Origin of the sequence: Hohaiivirga grylli, from assembly GCF_039655745.1 — a bacterium.
Taxonomy (GTDB): Bacteria; Pseudomonadota; Alphaproteobacteria; order Rhizobiales; family Beijerinckiaceae; genus Hohaiivirga; species Hohaiivirga grylli.
Genome location: NZ_JBBYXI010000004.1, coordinates 17063 through 38141 on the forward strand (window position 1 = coordinate 17063; position 21079 = coordinate 38141).

Below are 21079 nucleotides of genomic sequence, written 5' to 3' on the forward strand. Positions count from 1 at the left end.
TCTTGTTAATTTTGTACACTAATATGCCAAAAAATGGCATTTTTTCATCTCTTCTGAATCTCTAAGGTCTGGAAATGGACGAGGAGGTTCGAATGAACGCAATTATTGACACGATTAAAAAGACTGAAAGTGAATTTATCGATCTTCGCCGTAAACTGCATCAAAATCCTGAGTTGGGTTTCGAAGAAGTCGAGACCAGCAATATTGTTGCAGAAAAGCTGACACAGTGGGGTTATGAAGTTAATCGCGGTCTGGCAAAAACCGGTGTGGTTGGGACGTTAAAAGTTGGTACCAGCGACCGGGTTATTGGTATTCGCGCAGATATGGATGCCCTTCCGATTGTTGAAGCATCCGGTAAGCCATGGTCCAGTAAGGTTGAAGGCAAGTTCCATGGCTGTGGCCATGATGGACATACAACCATTCTCCTGAGTGCTGCTAAGTATCTTGCTGAAACGCGTCAGTTCGATGGCACCCTGCACCTGTTCTTCCAGCCAGCTGAAGAGCTTCTCTATGGTGGCAAGGTCATGGTTGATGATGGCCTGTTCAAGAAGTTTCCGTGCGATGCCATTTTTGGCATGCACAATATGCCAGGCATGAAGGCTGGGCACTTCTATTTCCGTGCCGGTCCGATGATGGCATCATCCGACACCATTCATATTGAGATCATCGGTAAGGGTGCACATGGTGCGATGCCGGAGCGTGGAATTGATGCGACAGTTGTCGCCTGCCACATCGGTACAGCATTGCAGACAATCGTATCTCGAAATGTCACACCGCTTGAAGCTGCTGTGGTGACGATTGGATGTATCCAGTCTGGTGATGCACCTAACGTTGTTAATGCCAGTGCATTGATGAAGTTAAGTGTTCGCGCCCTTAATAATGACGTTCGTCAGCTTATGCTGAAACGCATTACTGATATTGCAACCGCACAGGCTCATGGCTTTGGCGCAGAAGTTAAAATTACGCACGTCAACGGTAGCCCGGTTCTCGTAAACGGCGAAGAAATGACTGCTTTTGCACGGAGTGTTGCAGAAGGGTTTGTCGGTTCAGAAAAAGTGCATGAATCACCACTCTTCATGGGTAGTGAAGACTTCGCATTCATGCTCGAAGCTAACCCAAATGGAAGCTACATGCTTATCGGAGCTGGTGATGAGCCAGGCTTCGCAAATGTTCATAATCCTGCCTACGATTTTAATGACGATTGCATTGTTCCTGCAGCGTCTTATTGGGCAGCATTAACCGAGCAATATCTGAAAAAATAATTGGTGCTTCGTCCCCTCGCGCTATGTGCGGGGGGCGTTTTCATTGCATTCGTAAAGGAAATTGCCAATGGCAAAACAAGATAAGTCCGTACTGACGGCAGATAATGCTTCGCAACTTGTAGGGGCGTCTACATTTAAGGCGAATGACAAATTCCTCTTTGGTATCGTGTTGGGGGTAATCACATTCTGGCTGTTCGCTCAGTCGGTTGTAAATATTGTTCCAGATCTCCAGAGAACAACAAATATTCCTTTGGAATCTCTCAATCTGGCGATCAGTTTGACAGCATTGTTCTCAGGTTGCTTCATTGTGGTGGCCGGTGGTCTTGCTGACCGTGTTGGCCGTGTGAAGTTTACCTATCTTGGTTTTATTCTAAGCATCATTGGTTCTTTGTGTCTGATCCTTGCAAAAGATGAATATCTGTTTGCGCTGGGCCGGATTATTCAGGGTCTCTCGGCTGCTTTCATCATGCCGGCAACGCTTGCTCTGATTAAGACCTATTATGAAGGTGCGGACCGTCAGAGAGCCTTGAGCTTCTGGTCGATCGGTTCATGGGGTGGTTCTGGTGTCTGTTCGCTCGCAGGTGGTGCTATTGCAACCTATATGGGCTGGCAGTGGATCTTCATTCTTTCCATCGTCTGTGCTGTTGTTGGTATGCTGCTGATTTACGGTGTTCCGGAAAGCAAGGCAGAAGGTTCTAAAGAAACACAAAAGTTCGACTACTCTGGTCTGGTCTGCTTCGTTGTTGCACTTGTCTCGCTGAACCTCGTCATCACAAAGGGTGGAAGCTTCGGCTGGACCAGCTCAACAACACTTGGTCTGATTGGGTTGTTTGCCGCTGCTGTTGTCATCTTCTTTATTGTTGAGTTCCGCCTCAAGACAAAGGCCTTCATCGACTTCTCTCTCTTCAAGAACATGCCTTACAGTGGTGCATCTTTCTCCAACTTCATGCTGAACGCTGTTGCCGGTACATTGATTGTTGCCAATTCCTATGTTCAGCAGGGTTTGAATTTCACACCATTCCAGACAGGCATGCTGTCTATCGGTTACCTGATCGTCATCCTCTGCATGATCCGTGTTGGTGAGAAGATTCTCCAGAAGGTTGGTGCAAGAAAGCCTATGCTCTGGGGTACCATCGTGACGGGAACGGGTGTTGCATTGATGGCGCTGACATTCCTGCCACAGACCATCTATGTTGTTGCAGTCTTCGTTGGCTACATGATGTTCGGTCTGGGTCTTGGCCTGTACGCAACACCATCAACAGATACAGCTATCTCTAACGCTCCTGCTGATCGTGTTGGTGTGGCATCAGGTATCTATAAGATGGCTAGTTCTCTGGGTGGTGCATTCGGTGTTGCGATTTCAGCTGCTGTCTATACGGCTCTGAAGGCAACTGGCGATATCCAGTTCGCTGCTGCGATAGGTCTCTGGGTCAATGTTGGCTTCTGTGTCCTGTCTGTCTTATCGATCTTCTTCATGGTTCCGAAGAATGCGGGCATGAATCGATAACACTGACTTTCTGATTACTGGCCGGGTTGGCGAAAGCTGACCCGGCTTTTTTATTTTATCGTGCCTTATTTTATTACTTACGCACAGTTTGACCGCTCTTTTCTCTATGATTTTTGCAGACATGTTACATTTTTGGAAAAATGTAATAGGTCTTTTGGCTTAGGCCATTTATCGTTGTTAAACGGATAATCCGTTGAATTATAAGAGAATAGTAAAATTATCCCAACAAAGACAGGCCAAAATGTCGCAGATCACGTGAGGTGACGCACGATCATGTCCTTGAAGAGGTTTGATTATTGAGTCAAAGAACCAGCGATCATGCGGCAGTTGTGTCGCTTAACTCAAGAGGTCAATACCATGGCACGTCGTAAAATTGCACTTATTGGAGCAGGCCAGATCGGTGGCACACTGGCTCATTTGATTGGTTTGAAAGAGTTGGGCGATGTTGTTTTGTTCGATATCGCTGATGGCGTGCCGCAGGGCAAAGGCCTTGATATCGCCGAATCTGCACCGGTTGATGGCTTCGATGCCAACTTCAAAGGCTCAAGTGATTATGCTGCTATCAAGGGCGCAGACGTTATTATCGTAACAGCCGGTGTTCCGCGTAAGCCTGGCATGAGCCGCGACGATCTCGTCGGTATCAATCTTAAAGTTATGGAAAGCGTTGGCGCTGGCATCAAGCAGTATGCACCTGATGCTTTTGTTATCTGCATCACCAACCCGCTTGATGCGATGGTTTGGGCGCTGCAGAAGTTTGCCAACCTGAAGCCAAACAAGATTGTGGGTATGGCAGGCGTTCTCGACTCAGCACGTTTCCGCCACTTCCTGACAGAAGAATTCGGCGTATCTGCAAAGGATGTCAGCGCGTTTGTTCTTGGTGGTCACGGCGATGACATGGTGCCGCTGGTTCGCTATTCGACAGTTGCAGGTATTCCACTGCCTGATCTGGTCGACATGGGCTGGACAACCAAAGAAAAGATCGACGCAATTGTTGAGCGCACCCGTAAGGGCGGTGGCGAGATCGTCAACCTGCTCAAGACTGGTTCTGCCTTCTATGCACCCGCTGCTTCAGCCGTCTCAATGGCAGAAGCTTATCTGAAAGATCAGAAGCGCGTTCTACCATGTGCTGCTCACCTGAGTGGTGAGTATGGCGTGAAAGACATGTTCGTTGGCGTGCCAGTCGTTATCGGTGCCAAGGGTGTCGAGCGTATCGTCGAGGTTAAGTTCAACGCAGAAGAGAAGGACATGTTCGCCAAGTCTCTCGCATCCGTTGAAGGTCTGATCCACGCCTGTAAGGAAATTAACCCGGCTTTGAAATAAGTTTTTAAGGGGGAAGGCTTAATACCTTCCCTTAAATTCCTACCGGAAGATTTGAAGTTGTAAGAAGGGGACGACCCAATATGAATATACATGAATATCAGGCTAAAGCCCTGTTGAAGGAATTTGGGGCTCCGGTTTCAGCCGGTGTGCCAATTTTCTCCGCAGATGAGGCAGAAGCTGCCGCTAACAAGCTCGGAGGTCCCCTTTGGGTTGTAAAGTCGCAGATCCACGCTGGTGGTCGCGGTAAGGGCAAGTTCAAGGAAGCTGCTGCTGGCGAAAAGGGCGGTGTCCGTCTTGCCAAGTCAATTGACGAAGTAAAGCAGTTTGCCAAGGAAATGCTCGGCAATACGCTCGTTACAGTCCAGACCGGCCCGGCCGGTAAGCAGGTTAACCGTCTCTATATTGAAGATGGTTCTGATATCGAGGCCGAATTTTATCTGTCCATGCTGGTTGATCGTGAAACCAGCCGCATTGCTTTTGTCGTCTCGACAGAAGGCGGAATGGACATTGAAGAAGTTGCTCATTCAACACCTGAGAAGATTGTGTCTTTCTCCGTCGATCCGGCAACAGGCATTATGCCTCTGCATGGCCGTCGCGTTGCTGAAGCTCTTGGGCTCAAGGGTGATCTGGCAAAGCAGGCTGTTGCACTGACGGCTAAGCTCTATGCTGCCTTTGTCGCCAAAGACATGGAAATGCTTGAGATCAATCCTCTGATCGTCACAAAAGATCAGAACCTGAAGTGCCTTGATGCCAAGGTCTCGTTCGATTCCAACTCTCTCTACCGTCACCCGGATGTCATGGAACTGCGTGACCTGACGGAAGAAGACGAGAAGGAAATCGAAGCTTCAAAATATGATCTCGCCTATATTGCACTTGATGGCACAATCGGCTGCATGGTCAATGGTGCGGGCCTGGCTATGGCAACCCTCGATATCATCAAGCTTTATGGCGAAGAGCCAGCAAACTTCCTCGACGTTGGCGGTGGTGCTTCCGAAGAGAAAGTGACAGCCGCTTTCAAGATCATCACAGCTGATCCGAATGTGAAGGGTATTCTCGTCAACATCTTCGGCGGCATCATGAAGTGTGATGTTATCGCTCGTGGTGTGATTGCAGCCGTTAAGGCTGTTGGTCTTCAGGTTCCACTCGTGGTTCGCCTTGAAGGTACTAATGTTGAAGAGGGTAAGCAGATTATCCGTGATTCCGGCCTGAATGTTATTCCGGCTGATGATCTCGATGATGCCGCCCAGAAGATTGTCGCTGCCGTTCGCGGTGGAAAGTAAGAGGTAGGCTGATGTCCATTCTGATTGATAAAAACACCAAGGTCATCTGTCAGGGCTTCACCGGCAAGAACGGGACCTTCCATTCCGAACAGGCAATTGCCTATGGTACACAGATGGTTGGTGGCGTATCTCCGGGTAAAGGTGGGTCAACTCATCTTGGCCTGCCGGTTTTTGAGAGCGTGTTTGAAGCTCGCGATAAAACAGGTGCTGATGCATCCGTTATCTATGTTCCACCTCCAGGTGCTGCTGATGCAATCTGTGAAGCGATTGAAGCTGAGATTCCGCTGATCGTCTGTATCACAGAAGGTATTCCGGTTCTTGATATGGTTCGCGTAAAGCGCGCTCTTGCAGGTTCCAAGTCCCGTCTGATTGGGCCAAACTGCCCGGGTGTTATGACGGCTGGCGAATGCAAGATCGGCATTATGCCGGGCAATATCTTCCGCTCAGGTTCTGTCGGCATCATCTCCCGTTCAGGTACGCTGACCTATGAAGCTGTTTACCAGACATCGATGGAAGGCCTTGGCCAGACAACCGCTGTCGGTATCGGTGGTGACCCTGTTAAGGGTACCGAGTTTATCGAGATTCTCGACATGTTCCTGTCCGATCCAAAGACAGAATCAATTGTCATGATCGGTGAAATCGGTGGTTCAGCTGAAGAAGACGCAGCTGAGTTCATTGCCCGTGAAGCCAAGAAGGGTCGCAAGAAGCCAATGGTTGGCTTTATTGCGGGTCGTACAGCTCCTCCGGGCCGCCGTATGGGTCACGCAGGCGCCATCATTTCTGGTGGTAAGGGCGGTGCCGAAGATAAGATCAAGGCGATGGAAGCAGCCGGTATTAAGGTTTCTCCGTCTCCGGCTCGTATCGGCAAGACTCTGGTAGAGGTTCTGAAGGGCTGAGGCTCTTCTATTGAGATAAAAAATCTGGCCGATTACGATCGGCCGGTTTCCAAGCAAAGTCCAGGAACAACCTGAGACATTGCGGCTGAAATTCAATGACCCGCCGTTTCCGCCTTTCGGGAAGCGGGAGGAGAGTAAAGATGTCGCGCCAGGATGAGAATAAGGCATTTGCGCAAACGGCATTTCTGTATGGTGCCAATGCCAGCTATCTCGAAGATGCCTATGCCCGTTACCAGCAGAATCCATCATCAGTTGATGATGAGTGGCAGGAATTTTTTAAAGCCCTGAAAGATGATAGTGGCCTTGCCGTTCGCAATGCTCAGGGTGCTTCCTGGCAGCAGGCGAACTGGCCTGTGACAGCTAACGATGAGCTGACAGCAGCCCTTGGTGGCGGCTGGCAGGAAATGCAGAAAGCCGTTAGCGACAAGATCAAGAGCAAGTCTCAGGAAAAGGGCGTTGAGGTTGCGGATTCTAATGTCCAGCAGGCAACGCTTGATTCCATGCATGCCCTGATGATGATCCGCGCTTACCGCATGCGTGGCCATCTTCACGCCAATCTTGATCCGCTCAATCTGGCGACACCACCTGACGAAGGTGAACTGCATCCGTCAAATTATGGCTTCACTGAAGCTGACTATGACCGCAAAATCTTCCTAGATCACGTTCTGGGTATGGAGTTCGGCACTGTTCGCGATATCGTCGCTATTTTGCAGCGTACATATTGTCAGACCCTTGGCGTTGAATTCATGCATATCTCTGATCCGGTCGAAAAGGCCTGGATTCAGGAGCGTATTGAAGGTCCAAACAAGGAAATCGAATTTACTGATAATGGCAAGAAGGCCATTCTCAACAAGCTGATCGAAGCTGAAGGCTTTGAGAAGTTTCTTGATCTGAAGTACACCGGTACAAAGCGTTTCGGCCTTGATGGCGGTGAAGCCATGATCCCGGCACTTGAGCAGATCATCAAGCGTGGCGGTGCTCTGGGTACAGAGGAAATCGTTCTCGGTATGGCCCACCGCGGCCGTCTGAACGTGTTGTCTCAGGTGATGGGCAAGCCACACCGTGCGATCTTCAATGAGTTCAAGGGCGGTTCATTTGCACCTGATGAAGTTGAAGGGTCCGGTGACGTGAAGTACCACCTTGGTGCTTCCAGTGATCGTGCTTTTGATGGCAATAACGTTCACCTGTCACTGACAGCTAACCCATCTCACCTTGAGATTGTTGATCCGGTTGTTCTTGGCAAAACCCGGGCCAAGCAGGATCAGCATGGTTGCCAGCCAGAGCAGCGTACGGCTGTCATGCCTCTGCTGATCCATGGTGATGCAGCTTTCGCAGGTCAGGGTGTGGTCGCGGAATGTCTGGGCCTTTCAGGTTTGCGTGGTCACCGTACAGGTGGCTCACTTCACTTCATCATCAATAACCAGATCGGCTTTACAACTGATCCGCGGTTCTCCCGTTCTTCGCCTTATCCGTCAGATGTGGCCAAGATGGTTGAAGCCCCGATCTTCCATTGTAATGGTGATGATCCGGAAGCTGTGACTTACGCAGCCAAGGTTGCAACAGAATATCGCCAGCGCTTCCAGAAGCCTGTTGTGGTTGATATGTTCTGCTACCGTCGCTTTGGTCATAACGAAGGTGACGAGCCGGCATTTACCCAGCCATTGATGTATCGTCGCATTCGCAACCATCCATCAACACTGGAACTTTACAGCAAGCGTCTGATTGAAGAAGGGCTGGTTACTGAGGCTGAGGTTACTGAGGCCAAAGAACAATTCCGTGCCAAGCTTGAAGCTGAGTTTGAAGCAGCTCAGACCTATAAGCCAAATAAAGCTGACTGGCTTGATGGCCGTTGGGCAGGTCTTAAGGCTGTTCGTGAAGATGCCAATGATCCACGGCGTGGCCTGACTGGTGTTGCTGTTGATACACTGCGGGATATTGGCCGCAAGATCACGGAAGTTCCAGAAGGCTTCAACGTTCACCGTACCATCCAGCGCTTCCTTGATAACCGCAAGAAGATGATGGAAAGCGGAGAGGGTATCGACTGGGCCATGGGCGAAGCTTTGGCTTTTGGCTCTCTGGTTGCAGAAGGAAACCCGGTTCGTCTGTCCGGTCAGGATTGTGAACGCGGAACCTTTTCTCAGCGCCATACTGTTCTGACCGATCAGGAAAATGAAGAGCGTTACACACCGCTCAACCATATCAGTCCTGATCAGTCCCGTTATGAAGTCATTAATTCAATGCTTTCTGAAGAAGCCGTTCTTGGTTTTGAATACGGCTACTCACTGGCTGAACCAAATACCCTGACCTGCTGGGAAGCACAGTTCGGTGACTTCGCTAACGGGGCTCAGGTGGTCTTTGACCAGTTTATCTCTGCTGGTGAACGTAAGTGGCTGCGTATGTCTGGTCTCGTTTGCCTTCTGCCGCACGGTTATGAAGGGCAGGGCCCAGAGCACTCTTCCGCTCGTCTGGAACGTTATCTTCAGATGTGTGCTGAAGATAATATGCAGGTAGCAAACTGCACGACGCCAGCAAACTACTTCCATATTCTGCGCCGTCAGGTGAAACGCGACTTCCGTAAGCCGCTGGTTCTGATGACACCGAAGTCGCTGTTACGTCATAAGCGTGCAGTTTCGACCCTTGCAGATATGGCTGAGGGCACATCCTTCCACCGTGTTCTGCGCGATGATGCAGAGACAGGTCGTGAGACGACAACCAAACTGGTTCGTGATGACAAGATCAGTCGCGTCATCATCTGCTCCGGTAAGGTTTATTATGACCTGCTGGAAGACCGTGAAAAGCGTGGCATTAATGATATTTATATCCTGCGTGCCGAGCAGCTTTATCCGTTCCCGGTTAAGTCGATCACCAATGAGCTCTCCCGCTTCAAGAAGGCCGATGTTGTCTGGTGTCAGGAAGAACCTAAGAACATGGGTTCATGGACATTCGTAGAGCCTTATCTGGAATGGGCAATCAAGACAGCTGGCATGAAAGTTGATCGTCCACGTTATGTTGGCCGTTCAGCATCTGCCGCCACTGCAACGGGCTTGATGTCCAAGCATCTTCAACAGCTGCAGGCATTCCTCGACGAGGCGTTCACTGTTTAATCGCAGGGCGTTATCGCCCTGCTTTTCGCGTTTAGTAAAAAGTGAGCCAGACTCACTGAAACATGGCAGTAGGTAATTATGGCTATTGAAATTCGTGTGCCGACCCTCGGCGAATCCGTAAGTGAAGCAACCGTTGGTAAGTGGTTCAAGAAACCGGGTGATCTGGTGAAGGCTGATGAGCCAATTGTTGAGCTTGAAACCGATAAGGTCACATTGGAAGTAAACGCCCCGGCTGCTGGTATTCTTGGTGATATCGTAGCCAAAGACGGTGATACGGTTGAGCCGGGTGCTCTGCTTGGCTCTCTGCAGGAAGGTGGCGCCGCTAGCGCTTCGGCTGCTCCTGCCGCTTCTGCACCGGCTCCAGCTCCTACTGCTCCAGCCACTGCCCCGACACCTGCTCCTGCAGCAGACAAGAATAACGGCCCTGCCGTTAATCGTATTGCGGCTGAGACAGGCATTAATCCAGCTGCTGTTGCCGGTTCTGGTAAAGATGGCCGTGTCACGAAGGGCGATATGCTGACAACACTGGTTGGCGGTGGTGCTCCGGTATCGGTTGCTCCTGTACAGGTCCGCGCCCCATCTGCTCTCGATGATGCATCGCGTGAAGAACGCGTTCGTATGACCAAGCTGCGTCAGACAATTGCCCGTCGTCTGAAGGATGCCCAGAATACGGCAGCCATGCTCACAACATTCAATGATGTTGATATGAGCGCAGTCATGAACCTTCGCGCTGAATACAAAACCGTTTTTGAAAAGAAGTACGGTACAAAGCTTGGCTTCATGGGCCTTTTCGTCAAGGCCTGTGTACAGGCTCTGAAGGATGTCCCGGCTGTTAATGCCGAGATTGATGGTCAGGATCTCATCTACAAGAACTACTACCACCTCGGTATTGCTGTCGGTACGGAGAAGGGTCTGGTTGTTCCGGTTGTGCGCGATGCTGATCAGCTCTCGGTTGCCGGTATTGAGCAGAAGATTGCAGACTTTGGTAAGCGGGCCCGTGATGGTCAGCTGAAGATCGACGAAATGCAGGGTGGTACATTCACCATTACCAATGGTGGTATCTACGGCTCCCTGATGTCGACACCGATCCTGAATGCTCCGCAGTCCGGTATTCTCGGCATGCACCGCATTGAAGAGCGCCCGGTTGTCCGGAACGGTCAGATTGTTATCCGTCCGATGATGTATCTGGCTCTGTCATACGATCACCGTATTGTTGATGGTAAGGAAGCTGTGACATTCCTTGTTCGCATCAAGGAAGCTCTGGAAGATCCAGCACGTCTGGTTCTTGAACTCTGATTTAGCCATGTGCTCTTAGTGAGCGTGTGATCTTGAGGGGAAGGAAACTTCCCCTTCTTCTTCTGATTTTGATTTTTGAAAGGGCCACCAATCATGTCTTATGATCTCGTTGTCATCGGAACAGGGCCTGGCGGTTATGTTTGCGCTATTCGTGCAGCTCAGCTTGGGCTCAAGACCGCCGTTGTTGAAAAGCGCAGTACCTTTGGCGGCACATGCCTGAATGTCGGCTGCATTCCTTCCAAAGCATTGCTGCATGCCTCTCATGCCTATGAAGAAGCTGCTGAAAAATTTGCAGGCTACGGTATCTCCACCGGCCCGCTTTCTGTCGATGTCAAGAAGCTTCAGGCCTACAAGGCTGAGGGCATTGATGGCAACGTCAAGGGTGTCGAGTATCTTCTGAAGAAGAATAAGATCGATACCTTCCATGGCGTTGGTCGTATTGCAGCCGTTGGCCAGATTGAAATCACATCTGATGATGGCAAGAACCAGATGATTGGTGCGAAGAACGTTGTTATTGCAACGGGTTCTGACGTTGCCCGTCTGCCAGGTATTGAGCTTGATGAGAAGGTTGTCGTCTCTTCAACCGGTGCACTCGATTTGCCAAAAGTGCCGAAGAAGATGGTCGTTATCGGGGCTGGTGTTATTGGTCTTGAAATCGGCTCAGTCTGGCGCCGTCTCGGTGCTGAAGTCGTTGTTGTCGAATTCCTTGATCGTATTCTGCCGGGTATGGATGGTGAAGTTTCCAAGAACTTCCAGCGTATCCTGTCCAAGCAGGGTATGACCTTCAAGCTGGCAACAAAGGTGACCAAGGTTGAAAACAATGGCAAATCTGCCAAGATTACCATGGAACCGGTTGCAGGTGGTGATGCTGAAACCCTGGACGCTGATGTCGTTCTGGTTGCGACAGGTCGTATTCCTTATACAGCTGGGCTTGGCCTTGAGGATGTTGGTGTTCAGAAAGACGATCGCGGTCGTATTCTGACCGATGCACGTTTCTCAACGAATGTGACAGGCATCTATGCTATTGGTGACGTGATTGCCGGCCCAATGCTTGCTCACAAGGCTGAGGATGAAGGCGTAGCTGTTGCTGAAATTATTGCCGGCAAGCATGGACACGTTAACTACGACGTCATTCCAGGCGTTGTGTATACGGCTCCAGAAGTTGCCTCTGTCGGTAAAACCGAAGAAGAGCTGAAGGCTGCAGGTGTCAGCTATAATGTTGGCAAGTTCCCCTTCACAGCCAATGGTCGTGCCAAGGTGAACCAGACAACAGATGGCTTCGTTAAAATTCTGGCTGACAGCACAACAGATCGTGTGCTGGGTGTTCATATCATTGGTGCGAATGCCGGTGAGCTGATCCATGAAGCTGTTATTGCGATGGAATTTAGCGCATCCTCTGAAGATATTGCCCGCAGCTGCCATGCTCACCCGACTTTATCGGAAGCAGTTAAGGAAGCTGCGCTTTCAGTTGAGAAGCGTGCAATTCATATGTGATTTATGCTCGATATAACATTAGAAACACCATCCTTCGGGATGGTGTTTTGGTTTCATTCAAAAGCTTTAAAGAAAATTTTTATTTACTTCTTTGTTGGAAATAATTACTACCGCCAGATCAACAAAGGGGAATGAAATGAAATCCATTCATTTACTGGTACTTATGCTAGCCGCGACACTTGCCGGATGTGCATCCAGCGGTAATGAAGCCATCCGTGGCGAAACAGTTCATACGCTTGATAGCAAAATAGTTAAAGGTAGAACCACAAAAGCAGATGTCCGCGCGCAGATCGGAGATCCTTCTTCTGTTAGCTTTACCGATGCAGGTAATGAAATTTGGACTTATACTCATGAAGTTGCGACAGCTAAAGTTGAGAACTTTGTGCCTGTCGTCAATTACTTTACACGGGGTGCCGATGTGAAATCGAAAAGTGTCGTTATCCTTTTTGACAGTCGTGGCGTTGTTAAGAATTATACATTAAGTGATGCTCAGAATGAGCGGCGCTGGGGCGTTGGGGCGAATTAAATCGCATCTAGATACACTCAATTATTTTACTAAGAATGCCACCTGTTTGGGTGGCATTTTTCATGCCGGGTAATGTTTTAAATTTTAGGTGTCTCTTAATTTAAAAATTTCTCACATCATGTGCACAGTATAAAATAAATAGATTATTTCGCAGCGCGCGGATGGGCTGATTCAAAGGCGCTCATCAGGCGGGCGGCGTCTACTTTTGTGTAGAGCTGTGTTGTCGATAAAGATGCGTGGCCCAGTAGTTCCTGAATGCCACGTAAGTCGCCACCACGTGATAACAGATGGGTTGCAAAAGAATGACGTAAGGCGTGAGGGGTTGCGCTTTCAGGTAGCCCCAAAGCCCCGCGCATTCTTTGCACTGCAAGCTGGATAATCCTTGGAGAGAGTGCGCCGCCGCGTGCCCCGACAAAAAGAGGACCAGTTGGGCTGAGTGTATAGGGGCAGCTCTCAAGATAGCTTTCAATAGCCTTCTGGACTGTCGGAATGACAGGAACGCTTCGTGTCTTACCGCCTTTTCCAATAACCGTAATGGTGTCTATCTTCCCGATAGGTGCATCCTGTCGTTTGATCTGTAAGGCCTCGGAAATACGTAGACCAGAACCATACAACAGGCTGAGAACGGCGGCGTCTCTTGCCAGAATCCATTGTTCCCGTTCTTCTCCTGCTCTCAGCTCTGTTTCTGTCATAGCCTTGGCAGTCTGAGGGGCAAGGGGGCGGGGTAGGTTTTGTGGGGTTTTCGGACTTGAAATTGCAGAGAACGCGGAGGCAATGCCGTGCCCCTCTCGCTCGGCAAAGCGGGCGAATGACCGTAGAGCTGCCAGCTGGCGCATGATGGAGCGGCTTTGAATATCGCCCTTACGGCGGTCTGCAAGGAAGGCACGAATATCAAGGGGCTTTAAATTGATAAAGCCTTCAATTGTAATTTCTTCGCCCAGATGTGCGCATAAAAACCCTAAAAACTGCCTGAGATCACGGGCATAAGCCTCAATTGTTTTTGGTGACAGGCGTCTTTGCTTGCCTAAAAGCTGCAACCAGTTATAGGCAAGATTCTGAATCGCACGGTTACCCGGCATGAAAGCCAGTGTTTCATAGTGATTTTCAGCTTTTTCTATACCTTTTGACATGGCTCTCGCTTACGAAAAAACAGGTCTTGCTTGTTAAAACAACAGAACTTGGATTGATATTGTTGCACCATTTGGTTGAATAAGTACGAATGAAACAGATAATCGCCGAGATTCTTATGCCCCTCGCGCTCGACAAGCCATACAGCTATGTCGTGCCTGCGCATATTTCTCTGGCGGAAGGTGATGTTGTGCTCGCCCCGCTTGGCGTGCGTGAGACATTCGGTGTGGTCTGGCGTCTGTTTGAAGGTGACCCGGCCAAACTGAAACCCATTTCCAAACGTGTTGATGCTCCGAATTTTTCTGAGAATTTACGGAAGTTTCTCGACTGGATAGCATGGTACACACTTGCACCACGAGGCTCCTGTCTGGCGCTTGCATTACGGCCACCAGAACTTGATCGCGTTGATAATATCCGTTTAGGCGTTCGTCTGGCTGGTCCTCCGCCTGCGCGTATGACGGCTGCGCGGCAACGTGTGCTTGAAGCTGCAGAGGGTGGCATGCTTCATACAAAGCGTGCCCTTGCAGATATGGCTGCCGTCTCAACGAGTGTGATTGATGGGCTGATTGATGAAGGAACACTGGAGACTCTAGCAATGGCGCCGCCGCCTATTGCTGATGAGCCAAAGCCTGATTTTGCTGTTCCTGAGCTGTCACCTGAACAGAAAAAAGCTGCAGATTATCTGAGGGCCGAAGTCACTAAAGCCAAGGCAAGTGTTACGCTTCTGGAAGGTGTGACGGGTTCGGGAAAAACGGAAGTTTATTTTGAGGCAGTTGCGGAAGCGATTGCACGCGGAAAGCAGACATTGATTTTACTGCCGGAAATTGCGCTGACGGCGCAATTTCTTGATCGGTTTTCCCGTCGCTTTGGGGTGCGTCCTTCAACATGGCACTCTGGTGTTGGTGGGCGTAAACGTGAACGCCTATATGCGGCGACTGCATCGGGAGAGGCGAGGGTTATAGCGGGTGCCCGCTCCGCACTTTTCCTGCCCTTCAAGGAACTTGGCCTGATTGTTGTCGACGAAGAGCACGAAGCCGCCTATAAGCAGGAAGATGGCGTCCATTATCACGCCCGTGATATGGCAGTTGTGCGCGGACGTATTGAACAATGCCCGGTCATTCTGGCATCTGCGACACCTTCAATTGAAACCCGGGTTAATGCAGAGCGTGGTCGCTATGGACGCGTTCATCTTCCAGAGCGGTTTGGTGGACGTATTCTTCCTAAAATTACACCGATAGATTTACGGAAAAACCAGCCACTTGCTGGCAGGTGGCTTTCGGAACCATTGCTCAATGCGATCAGGGAAACGGTTGCCGCTGGTGAGCAGGCGCTTCTGTTCCTCAATAGACGAGGTTACGCGCCTTTAACGTTATGTCGTTCATGCGGGCATCGATATGAATGTCCAAATTGCTCGACATGGCTTGTTGAACATAAATATCGCCGGGCATTGGTATGTCATCATTGCGGTCATGTGGAGCGCCGACCGGATAATTGTATTGAATGCGGTACTGTCGATTCTCTGACGTCTTGCGGGCCAGGGGTTGAGCGGATTGCTGAGGAAGTTGCGGAAATTTTCCCTGATGTCCGTCGAATCGTATTGTCTTCTGACATGCCGGGCGGGACTGAACGTATGCGTCAGGAGCTCGAGGCCGTAGCGGCAGGAGAGTTCCCGATTGTTATCGGGACGCAGCTGGTTGCCAAAGGTCATAATTTCCCGGGAATGACACTGGTCGGAGTTATTGACGCAGATGTTGGCCTGACATCTGGTGATCCCCGGGCATCTGAGCGTACATTCCAATTGTTGCAACAGGTTACCGGCCGTGCTGGCCGTGGTGAGCGGGCAGGACGTGCTCTGGTGCAGACTTATCAGCCGGAGCATCCTGTTATCTCTGCTTTGATTTCAGGAGATGCTGACCGTTTTTATCGGGAAGAATCGCGGGTTCGGGAATATGCCGTATTACCCCCATTCGGGCGGCTGGCTGCGTTGATTGTTACAGCCCGTGAGCGGGAAGCAGCTGAAGCTCACGCACGTTTATTAGCACGTTCCTCTCAGCCTCCCGCTGGGGTGATGGTGCTTGGGCCAGCTGAGGCTCCATTGTTTCAGCTGCGGGGGCGCTACCGCTATCGACTGTTGGTAAAAACCGAACGGGCAGTCCAGATACAGGCATACCTTCGTGAGTGGATTGAGCGCACGGAGAAGCCAAAAGGAAATGTAAGGGTTACCATTGATATTGACCCTCAAAGTTTCTTTTGATGCTGATCTGTCTATTAAGTTTTCTGGCTGACTTATCCAAAGGCCGGATGAAATCTCGTTGGTCAAAAGGCAGACTTTCGTCGAGCATATGGATAGTAAAAATAATTACTTACAATGCAGTACTAACATTGTTGAGGCTCGTCATCATAGAAGGAAGTAAGTCACCAAAAGAACTCGAAATCATAGGGAATTCTTATGTTTTCAACGTGTCCAATAATGGATTTTAGGACATTTTGTATCATTATTTATGCTGCTTCTTATGGTTGTTTTGATGCGTAAAAATGACATTGATAGCCAGCTGAAAATGAAAGATATGAATTTTCACTGTGTGACTCGCCTTGCGCCTTGGTCAATCACATGCTAACTCGGTCACGCTTTCAAGCAGATGCTGGTCTATCAGCGCTGCGTTAACCCATATCATCTGATGATTGCCTTTGGTCTCCAAAGAAATTCTGATGATTTTTAAAGACTGTGAGAGATATTCGGTGGCTCAACACGGTTCAGATACGGGATCAATCATTGCCACAGTGGCTGGGCGCTATGCCTTGGCGCTTTTTCAGCTTGCGCAGGAAACCAAGTCAGTTGACAAAATTGAAGCGGAATTGAACCGCTTTGATGGTTTCATGCAGGAAAGCGAAGATTTGAGGCGATTGGTCCGCAGCCCGGTTTTCACGGCTGAGCAGCAGGAAAAAGCGATCGGCGCTATTCTTGATAAAGCCAAGATGAAAGGCGACGCTGCAAACTTCATTCGTCTGGTTGCACGAAAAGGCCGCCTTTTCACACTGCCGGATGTCTTCAAGATTTATCGCGATCTGGTTATGACCAGCAAGGGCATTGTCCGGGCTGAGGTTGCAATGGCTGAAGAGCCTTCTGCAAAGACACTCGCCTCAATCAAGGCCGCGCTTAAAGAAACGGCGAAAGCCGATGTTGAAGTCGATCTCAAAATCGACCCCAACCTTATTGGTGGGCTCATCGTCAAGATGGGCAGCCGCATGGTGGACGCTTCTGTCCGCACTAAACTCAATTCCATTCGTCTTGCGATGAAAGAGGTCCGCTGATGGACATTCGTGCCGCTGAAATTTCTTCAATTCTTAAAGAGCAGATCAAGGGTTTCGGTTCTGAAGCCGAAGTAACCGAGGTCGGTCAGGTTCTCTCAATTGGTGACGGTATCGCCCGTTGCTACGGCCTTGATAAGGTCGAGGCCGGTGAAATGGTCGAATTCGAGAGCGGTGTCCGCGGTATGGCCCTTAACCTCGAACTCGATAACGTCGGTGTCGTCGTGTTCGGTTCTGACCGTGAAATTCAGGAAGGTCAGACCGTTAAGCGTACTGGTTCCATCGTGGACGTTCCGGTTGGCAAGGCTCTGCTCGGTCGTGTTGTTGACGCTCTTGGTAATCCAATTGACGGCAAAGGCCCGATCAAGACAAAAGAACGTCGTCGCGTTGACGTTAAGGCCCCTGGCATTATCCCGCGTAAGTCGGTTCATGAGCCAATGTCGACAGGTCTCAAGGCCATCGATGCTTTGATCCCGATTGGTCGTGGCCAGCGTGAGCTTGTCATTGGTGACCGTCAGACAGGTAAGAGTGCCATCGTTCTGGATACCATCCTGAACCAGAAGCCTCTGAACCAGGGTGATGACGAAAGCAAGAAGCTCTACTGCATCTACGTTGCTGTTGGTCAGAAGCGCTCAACCGTTGCCCAGTTCGTGAAGACACTGGAAGAAAACGGTGCTCTCGAATACTCCATCGTTATCGCTGCAACGGCTTCCGATCCTGCTCCAATGCAGTACATCGCACCATTCGCTGGCTGTGCGATGGGTGAATATTTCCGCGACAACGGCATGCATGCGGTTATCTTCTATGATGACCTTTCCAAGCAGGCTGTTGCTTATCGTCAGATGTCCCTGCTTCTTCGCCGTCCTCCAGGACGTGAAGCTTACCCAGGTGACGTTTTCTATCTGCACTCCCGTCTTCTGGAACGTGCAGCGAAGCTGAACGAAGAATATAAGTCTGGCTCCCTGACAGCTCTGCCTATTATCGAGACACAGGCGAACGACGTGTCGGCCTATATTCCGACAAACGTTATTTCGATTACCGATGGTCAGATCTTCCTTGAAACCGATCTGTTCTATCAGGGTATTCGTCCGGCTCTGAACGTTGGTCTGTCGGTTTCACGCGTGGGTTCGTCTGCTCAGACAAAAGCCATGAAGAAGGTTGCCGGTAAGATTAAGGGTGAGCTTGCCCAGTATCGCGAAATGGCTGCCTTTGCCCAGTTCGGTTCTGACCTTGATGCCACAACCCAGCGCTTGCTGAACCGTGGTTCACGTCTGACAGAGCTTCTGAAGCAGCCACAGTTTTCCCCGCTGAAGACGGAAGAACAGGTCTGTGTGATCTACGCCGGTATTAACGGTTATCTTGATCCGCTGCCACTGGATAAGGTCAGTGCTTTCGAGCAGGCTCTTCTGGGCGCTCTGCGTAGCAAGCACTCCGATATCCTCGAAGCAATCCGCACCTCCAACGATCTCTCCGACGATACAGCTGCCAAGCTGAAGACTGTCGTTGAAGATGTCGCTAAGGCATTTGCCTGATCCGGAGCCGGTTTGAGATGAGGAGCACGCAATGGCGAGCTTAAAAGACCTGCGAACCCGTATCGCTTCGGTCAAGGCCACGCAGAAAATTACCAAGGCCATGCAGATGGTTGCCGCCGCAAAACTGCGGCGTGCCCAGACTGCGGTTGAGGCTGCGCGTCCTTATGCAGAGCGTATGGAGCAGGTATTGAGCGATCTGGCTTCCGGTGTCACCGTTGGTCCTGATACGCCCCGCCTTTTGGCTGGTACTGGCTCAGACAAGACGCATCTTTTGATTATCTGCACCGCAGAACGTGGTTTATGTGGTGCATTTAACTCATCAATCGCACGTCTGGCCCGTGATCATGCTGAAAAGCTTTTGGCTGCTGGTAAAACAGTCAAGATCATTTTTGTCGGCAAGAAGGGCTATGAAGCCATGCGCCGTCAGTTCGAAAGTTATGTGGTCGAAAAATTCGACTTGCGTGCTGTCCGTCAGGTTGGTTTTGCCAATGCGGATGAAATTGCCAAGAAGGTTCTTGGCATGTTTGCTGCAGGTGAATTTGATGTCGCTACGCTTTTCTACGCCAAATTCCGGACGGTTCTGCAGCAGATTCCAACTGCCCAGCAGCTGATCCCGGCTGAGGTTCCGGCTGCCGCGGATGCGAAGCCTAAGGAAAGCAGTGGAGCGGTTTATGAGTATGAGCCAAGTGAGGCTGATATTCTGACATCGCTTTTGCCGCGTAATATTACCATCCAGATTTTTCGCGCGCTGCTTGAAAATGCAGCTTCTGAACAGGGCTCTCGCATGAGTGCCATGGATTCAGCGACACGAAATGCTGGCGAAATGATCAGAAAACAGACGATTCTCTATAACAGAACACGTCAGGCTAAGATCACCACCGAACTTGTTGAAATCATCTCGGGCGCTGAAGCGCTCTGACCAAATCTCTAGAGGGATTACCCATGGCCAAGAAAGCAACCGCTGTCGCGTCTTCCAAGACAGGTAAGGTAGGCCGCGTCACTCAGGTGATCGGTGCCGTTGTCGACGTTCAGTTCGACGGGCATCTGCCTGAGATTCTGAACGCTCTTGAAACAACAAACCAGGGCAACCGTCTGGTTCTCGAAGTTGCACAGCAGCTAGGTGAGAACACAGTTCGCTGTATTGCTATGGACGTGTCTGAAGGTCTCGTCCGTGGGCAGGAAGTCCATGATACAGGCGCTCCAATTTCTGTTCCGGTTGGTGATGAAACACTCGGCCGTATCATGAACGTGATTGGTGAGCCGGTTGACGAAGCTGGCCCGATCAAGGGTAAGACCCTTCGCGCTATTCACCAGGAAGCTCCAAGCTACGCTGAGCAGTCAACAGAAGCTCAGATTCTTGTCACCGGTATTAAGGTTGTCGATCTTCTCGCTCCTTACGCCAAGGGTGGTAAGATTGGTCTGTTCGGTGGTGCGGGCGTCGGTAAGACAGTTCTCATCATGGAGCTCATCAACAACGTTGCTAAGGCTCACGGTGGTTACTCCGTGTTCGCTGGTGTTGGTGAACGTACCCGTGAAGGTAACGACCTTTACCACGAAATGATCGAATCCAAGGTGAATGTTGATCCGAAGGAGAACAAGGGTTCTACCGCCGGTTCCAAGTGCGCACTGGTTTATGGTCAGATGAACGAACCTCCGGGAGCGCGCGCACGTGTTGCTCTGACAGGCCTGACGGTCGCTGAAAACTTCCGTGATCAGGGTCAGGACGTTCTGTTCTTCGTTGATAACATCTTCCGCTTTACTCAGGCTGGTTCTGAAGTGTCGGCGCTGCTTGGCCGTATTCCTTCTGCTGTGGGATATCAGCCAACGCTTGCAACAGACATGGGTGCTCTGCAGGAACGTATTACAACCACAACCAAGGGTTCTATTACCTCGGTTCAGGCTATTTACGTCCCAGCAGACGACTTGACCGATCCAGCTCCTGCGGCATCGTTCGCCCACCTTGATGCGACAACCGTGTTGTCCCGTGCGATCTCGGAAAAGGGTATTTACCCAGCTGTTGACCCGCTCGACTCCACATCCCGTATGCTTGACCCACGCATCGTTGGTGAAGAGCATTATCAGGTTGCCCGTCAGGTGCAGGAAACACTTCAGCGCTATAAGGGCCTGCAGGACATCATCGCCATTCTTGGTATGGATGAACTCTCCGAAGACGATAAGCTGGTTGTTGGCCGCGCACGTCGTATTGAGCGCTTCCTGTCTCAGCCATTCCACGTTGCTGAAATCTTCACAGGTTCTCCTGGCAAGCTGGTTTCACTCGAAGACACCATTAAGAGCTTCAAGGGTCTGGTCAACGGTGATTACGATCACCTGCCGGAAGCCGCGTTCTACATGGTTGGTTCCATTGAGGAAGCTATCGAGAAGGCTCAGCGTCTGGCTGCAGAAGCTGCGTAATGTAATGATGGCA

The 21079-nt window shown here is 50.4% G+C and carries 15 protein-coding genes; 14 read left to right on the plus strand and 1 reads right to left on the minus strand.

What is annotated here, in order from left to right; all coding sequences use genetic code 11:
• The first annotated feature begins 92 nt into the window (after positions 1 to 92).
• The 9 genes from WJT86_RS10855 to WJT86_RS10895 all read left to right on the plus strand — a co-directional run bounded on the left by WJT86_RS10855 (position 93) and on the right by WJT86_RS10895 (position 12685).
• Entirely contained in the window at positions 93 to 1262 is a 1170-nt protein-coding gene (locus WJT86_RS10855) for a M20 aminoacylase family protein (protein WP_346337595.1), read from the plus strand.
• Between the two features lie 67 nt (positions 1263 to 1329).
• Entirely contained in the window at positions 1330 to 2769 is a 1440-nt protein-coding gene (locus WJT86_RS10860; RefSeq protein WP_346337596.1) for an MFS transporter, read from the plus strand.
• A 357-nt stretch (positions 2770 to 3126) separates the two neighbouring features.
• Entirely contained in the window at positions 3127 to 4089 is a 963-nt protein-coding gene (gene mdh, locus WJT86_RS10865) for a malate dehydrogenase (protein ID WP_346337597.1), read from the plus strand.
• A gap of 80 nt (positions 4090 to 4169) precedes the next feature.
• Positions 4170 to 5369: an ADP-forming succinate--CoA ligase subunit beta gene (sucC, locus tag WJT86_RS10870; RefSeq protein WP_346337598.1), complete on the plus strand. Its 1200-nt coding sequence runs from the start codon at positions 4170 to 4172 to the stop codon at positions 5367 to 5369.
• An 11-nt stretch (positions 5370 to 5380) separates the two neighbouring features.
• Positions 5381 to 6265: a succinate--CoA ligase subunit alpha gene (gene sucD / locus WJT86_RS10875; RefSeq protein ID WP_346337599.1), complete on the plus strand. Its 885-nt coding sequence runs from the start codon at positions 5381 to 5383 to the stop codon at positions 6263 to 6265.
• Positions 6266 to 6405: 140 nt separating this feature from the next.
• Complete coding sequence (locus tag WJT86_RS10880) at positions 6406 to 9369, plus strand: 2-oxoglutarate dehydrogenase E1 component (protein WP_346337600.1); 2964 nt, start codon at positions 6406 to 6408, stop codon at positions 9367 to 9369.
• A 78-nt stretch (positions 9370 to 9447) separates the two neighbouring features.
• Positions 9448 to 10665, plus strand: coding sequence for a 2-oxoglutarate dehydrogenase complex dihydrolipoyllysine-residue succinyltransferase (gene odhB / locus WJT86_RS10885; protein ID WP_346337601.1), 1218 nt, complete (start codon positions 9448 to 9450; stop codon positions 10663 to 10665).
• A 93-nt stretch (positions 10666 to 10758) separates the two neighbouring features.
• Positions 10759 to 12159 (plus strand): dihydrolipoyl dehydrogenase, encoded by a 1401-nt coding sequence (gene lpdA, locus WJT86_RS10890; RefSeq protein WP_346337602.1) that lies wholly within the window; start codon positions 10759 to 10761, stop codon positions 12157 to 12159.
• 136 nt (positions 12160 to 12295) lie between these two features.
• Entirely contained in the window at positions 12296 to 12685 is a 390-nt protein-coding gene (locus tag WJT86_RS10895; RefSeq protein WP_346337603.1) for a hypothetical protein, read from the plus strand.
• 143 nt (positions 12686 to 12828) lie between these two features.
• On the opposite strand, the gene WJT86_RS10900 is transcribed toward WJT86_RS10895, so the two are convergent.
• The gene (locus WJT86_RS10900; RefSeq protein ID WP_407066956.1) at positions 12829 to 13815 is read right to left on the minus strand and encodes a tyrosine recombinase XerC; all 987 of its coding nucleotides are present in this window, start codon (positions 13813 to 13815) and stop codon (positions 12829 to 12831) included.
• Positions 13816 to 13904: 89 nt separating this feature from the next.
• Here WJT86_RS10900 and WJT86_RS10905 point away from each other — a divergent pair, with 89 nt between their 5' ends.
• From WJT86_RS10905 to atpD, 5 genes are all read left to right on the plus strand, one after another.
• Positions 13905 to 16067, plus strand: a complete 2163-nt coding sequence (locus WJT86_RS10905) for a primosomal protein N' (protein ID WP_346337604.1) — start codon at positions 13905 to 13907, stop codon at positions 16065 to 16067.
• A gap of 485 nt (positions 16068 to 16552) precedes the next feature.
• On the plus strand, positions 16553 to 17125 hold the full coding sequence (locus WJT86_RS10910) for a F0F1 ATP synthase subunit delta (RefSeq protein ID WP_346337605.1): 573 nt from the start codon (positions 16553 to 16555) through the stop codon (positions 17123 to 17125).
• Positions 17125 to 18654, plus strand: a complete 1530-nt coding sequence (gene atpA / locus WJT86_RS10915) for a F0F1 ATP synthase subunit alpha (RefSeq protein ID WP_346337606.1) — start codon at positions 17125 to 17127, stop codon at positions 18652 to 18654. The genes WJT86_RS10910 and atpA overlap by 1 nt, the downstream gene beginning before the upstream one ends.
• A gap of 31 nt (positions 18655 to 18685) precedes the next feature.
• Positions 18686 to 19573, plus strand: a complete 888-nt coding sequence (locus tag WJT86_RS10920) for a F0F1 ATP synthase subunit gamma (RefSeq protein ID WP_346337607.1) — start codon at positions 18686 to 18688, stop codon at positions 19571 to 19573.
• 23 nt (positions 19574 to 19596) lie between these two features.
• Entirely contained in the window at positions 19597 to 21066 is a 1470-nt protein-coding gene (gene atpD / locus WJT86_RS10925) for a F0F1 ATP synthase subunit beta (RefSeq protein ID WP_346337608.1), read from the plus strand.
• Positions 21067 to 21079: the final 13 nt, after the last annotated feature.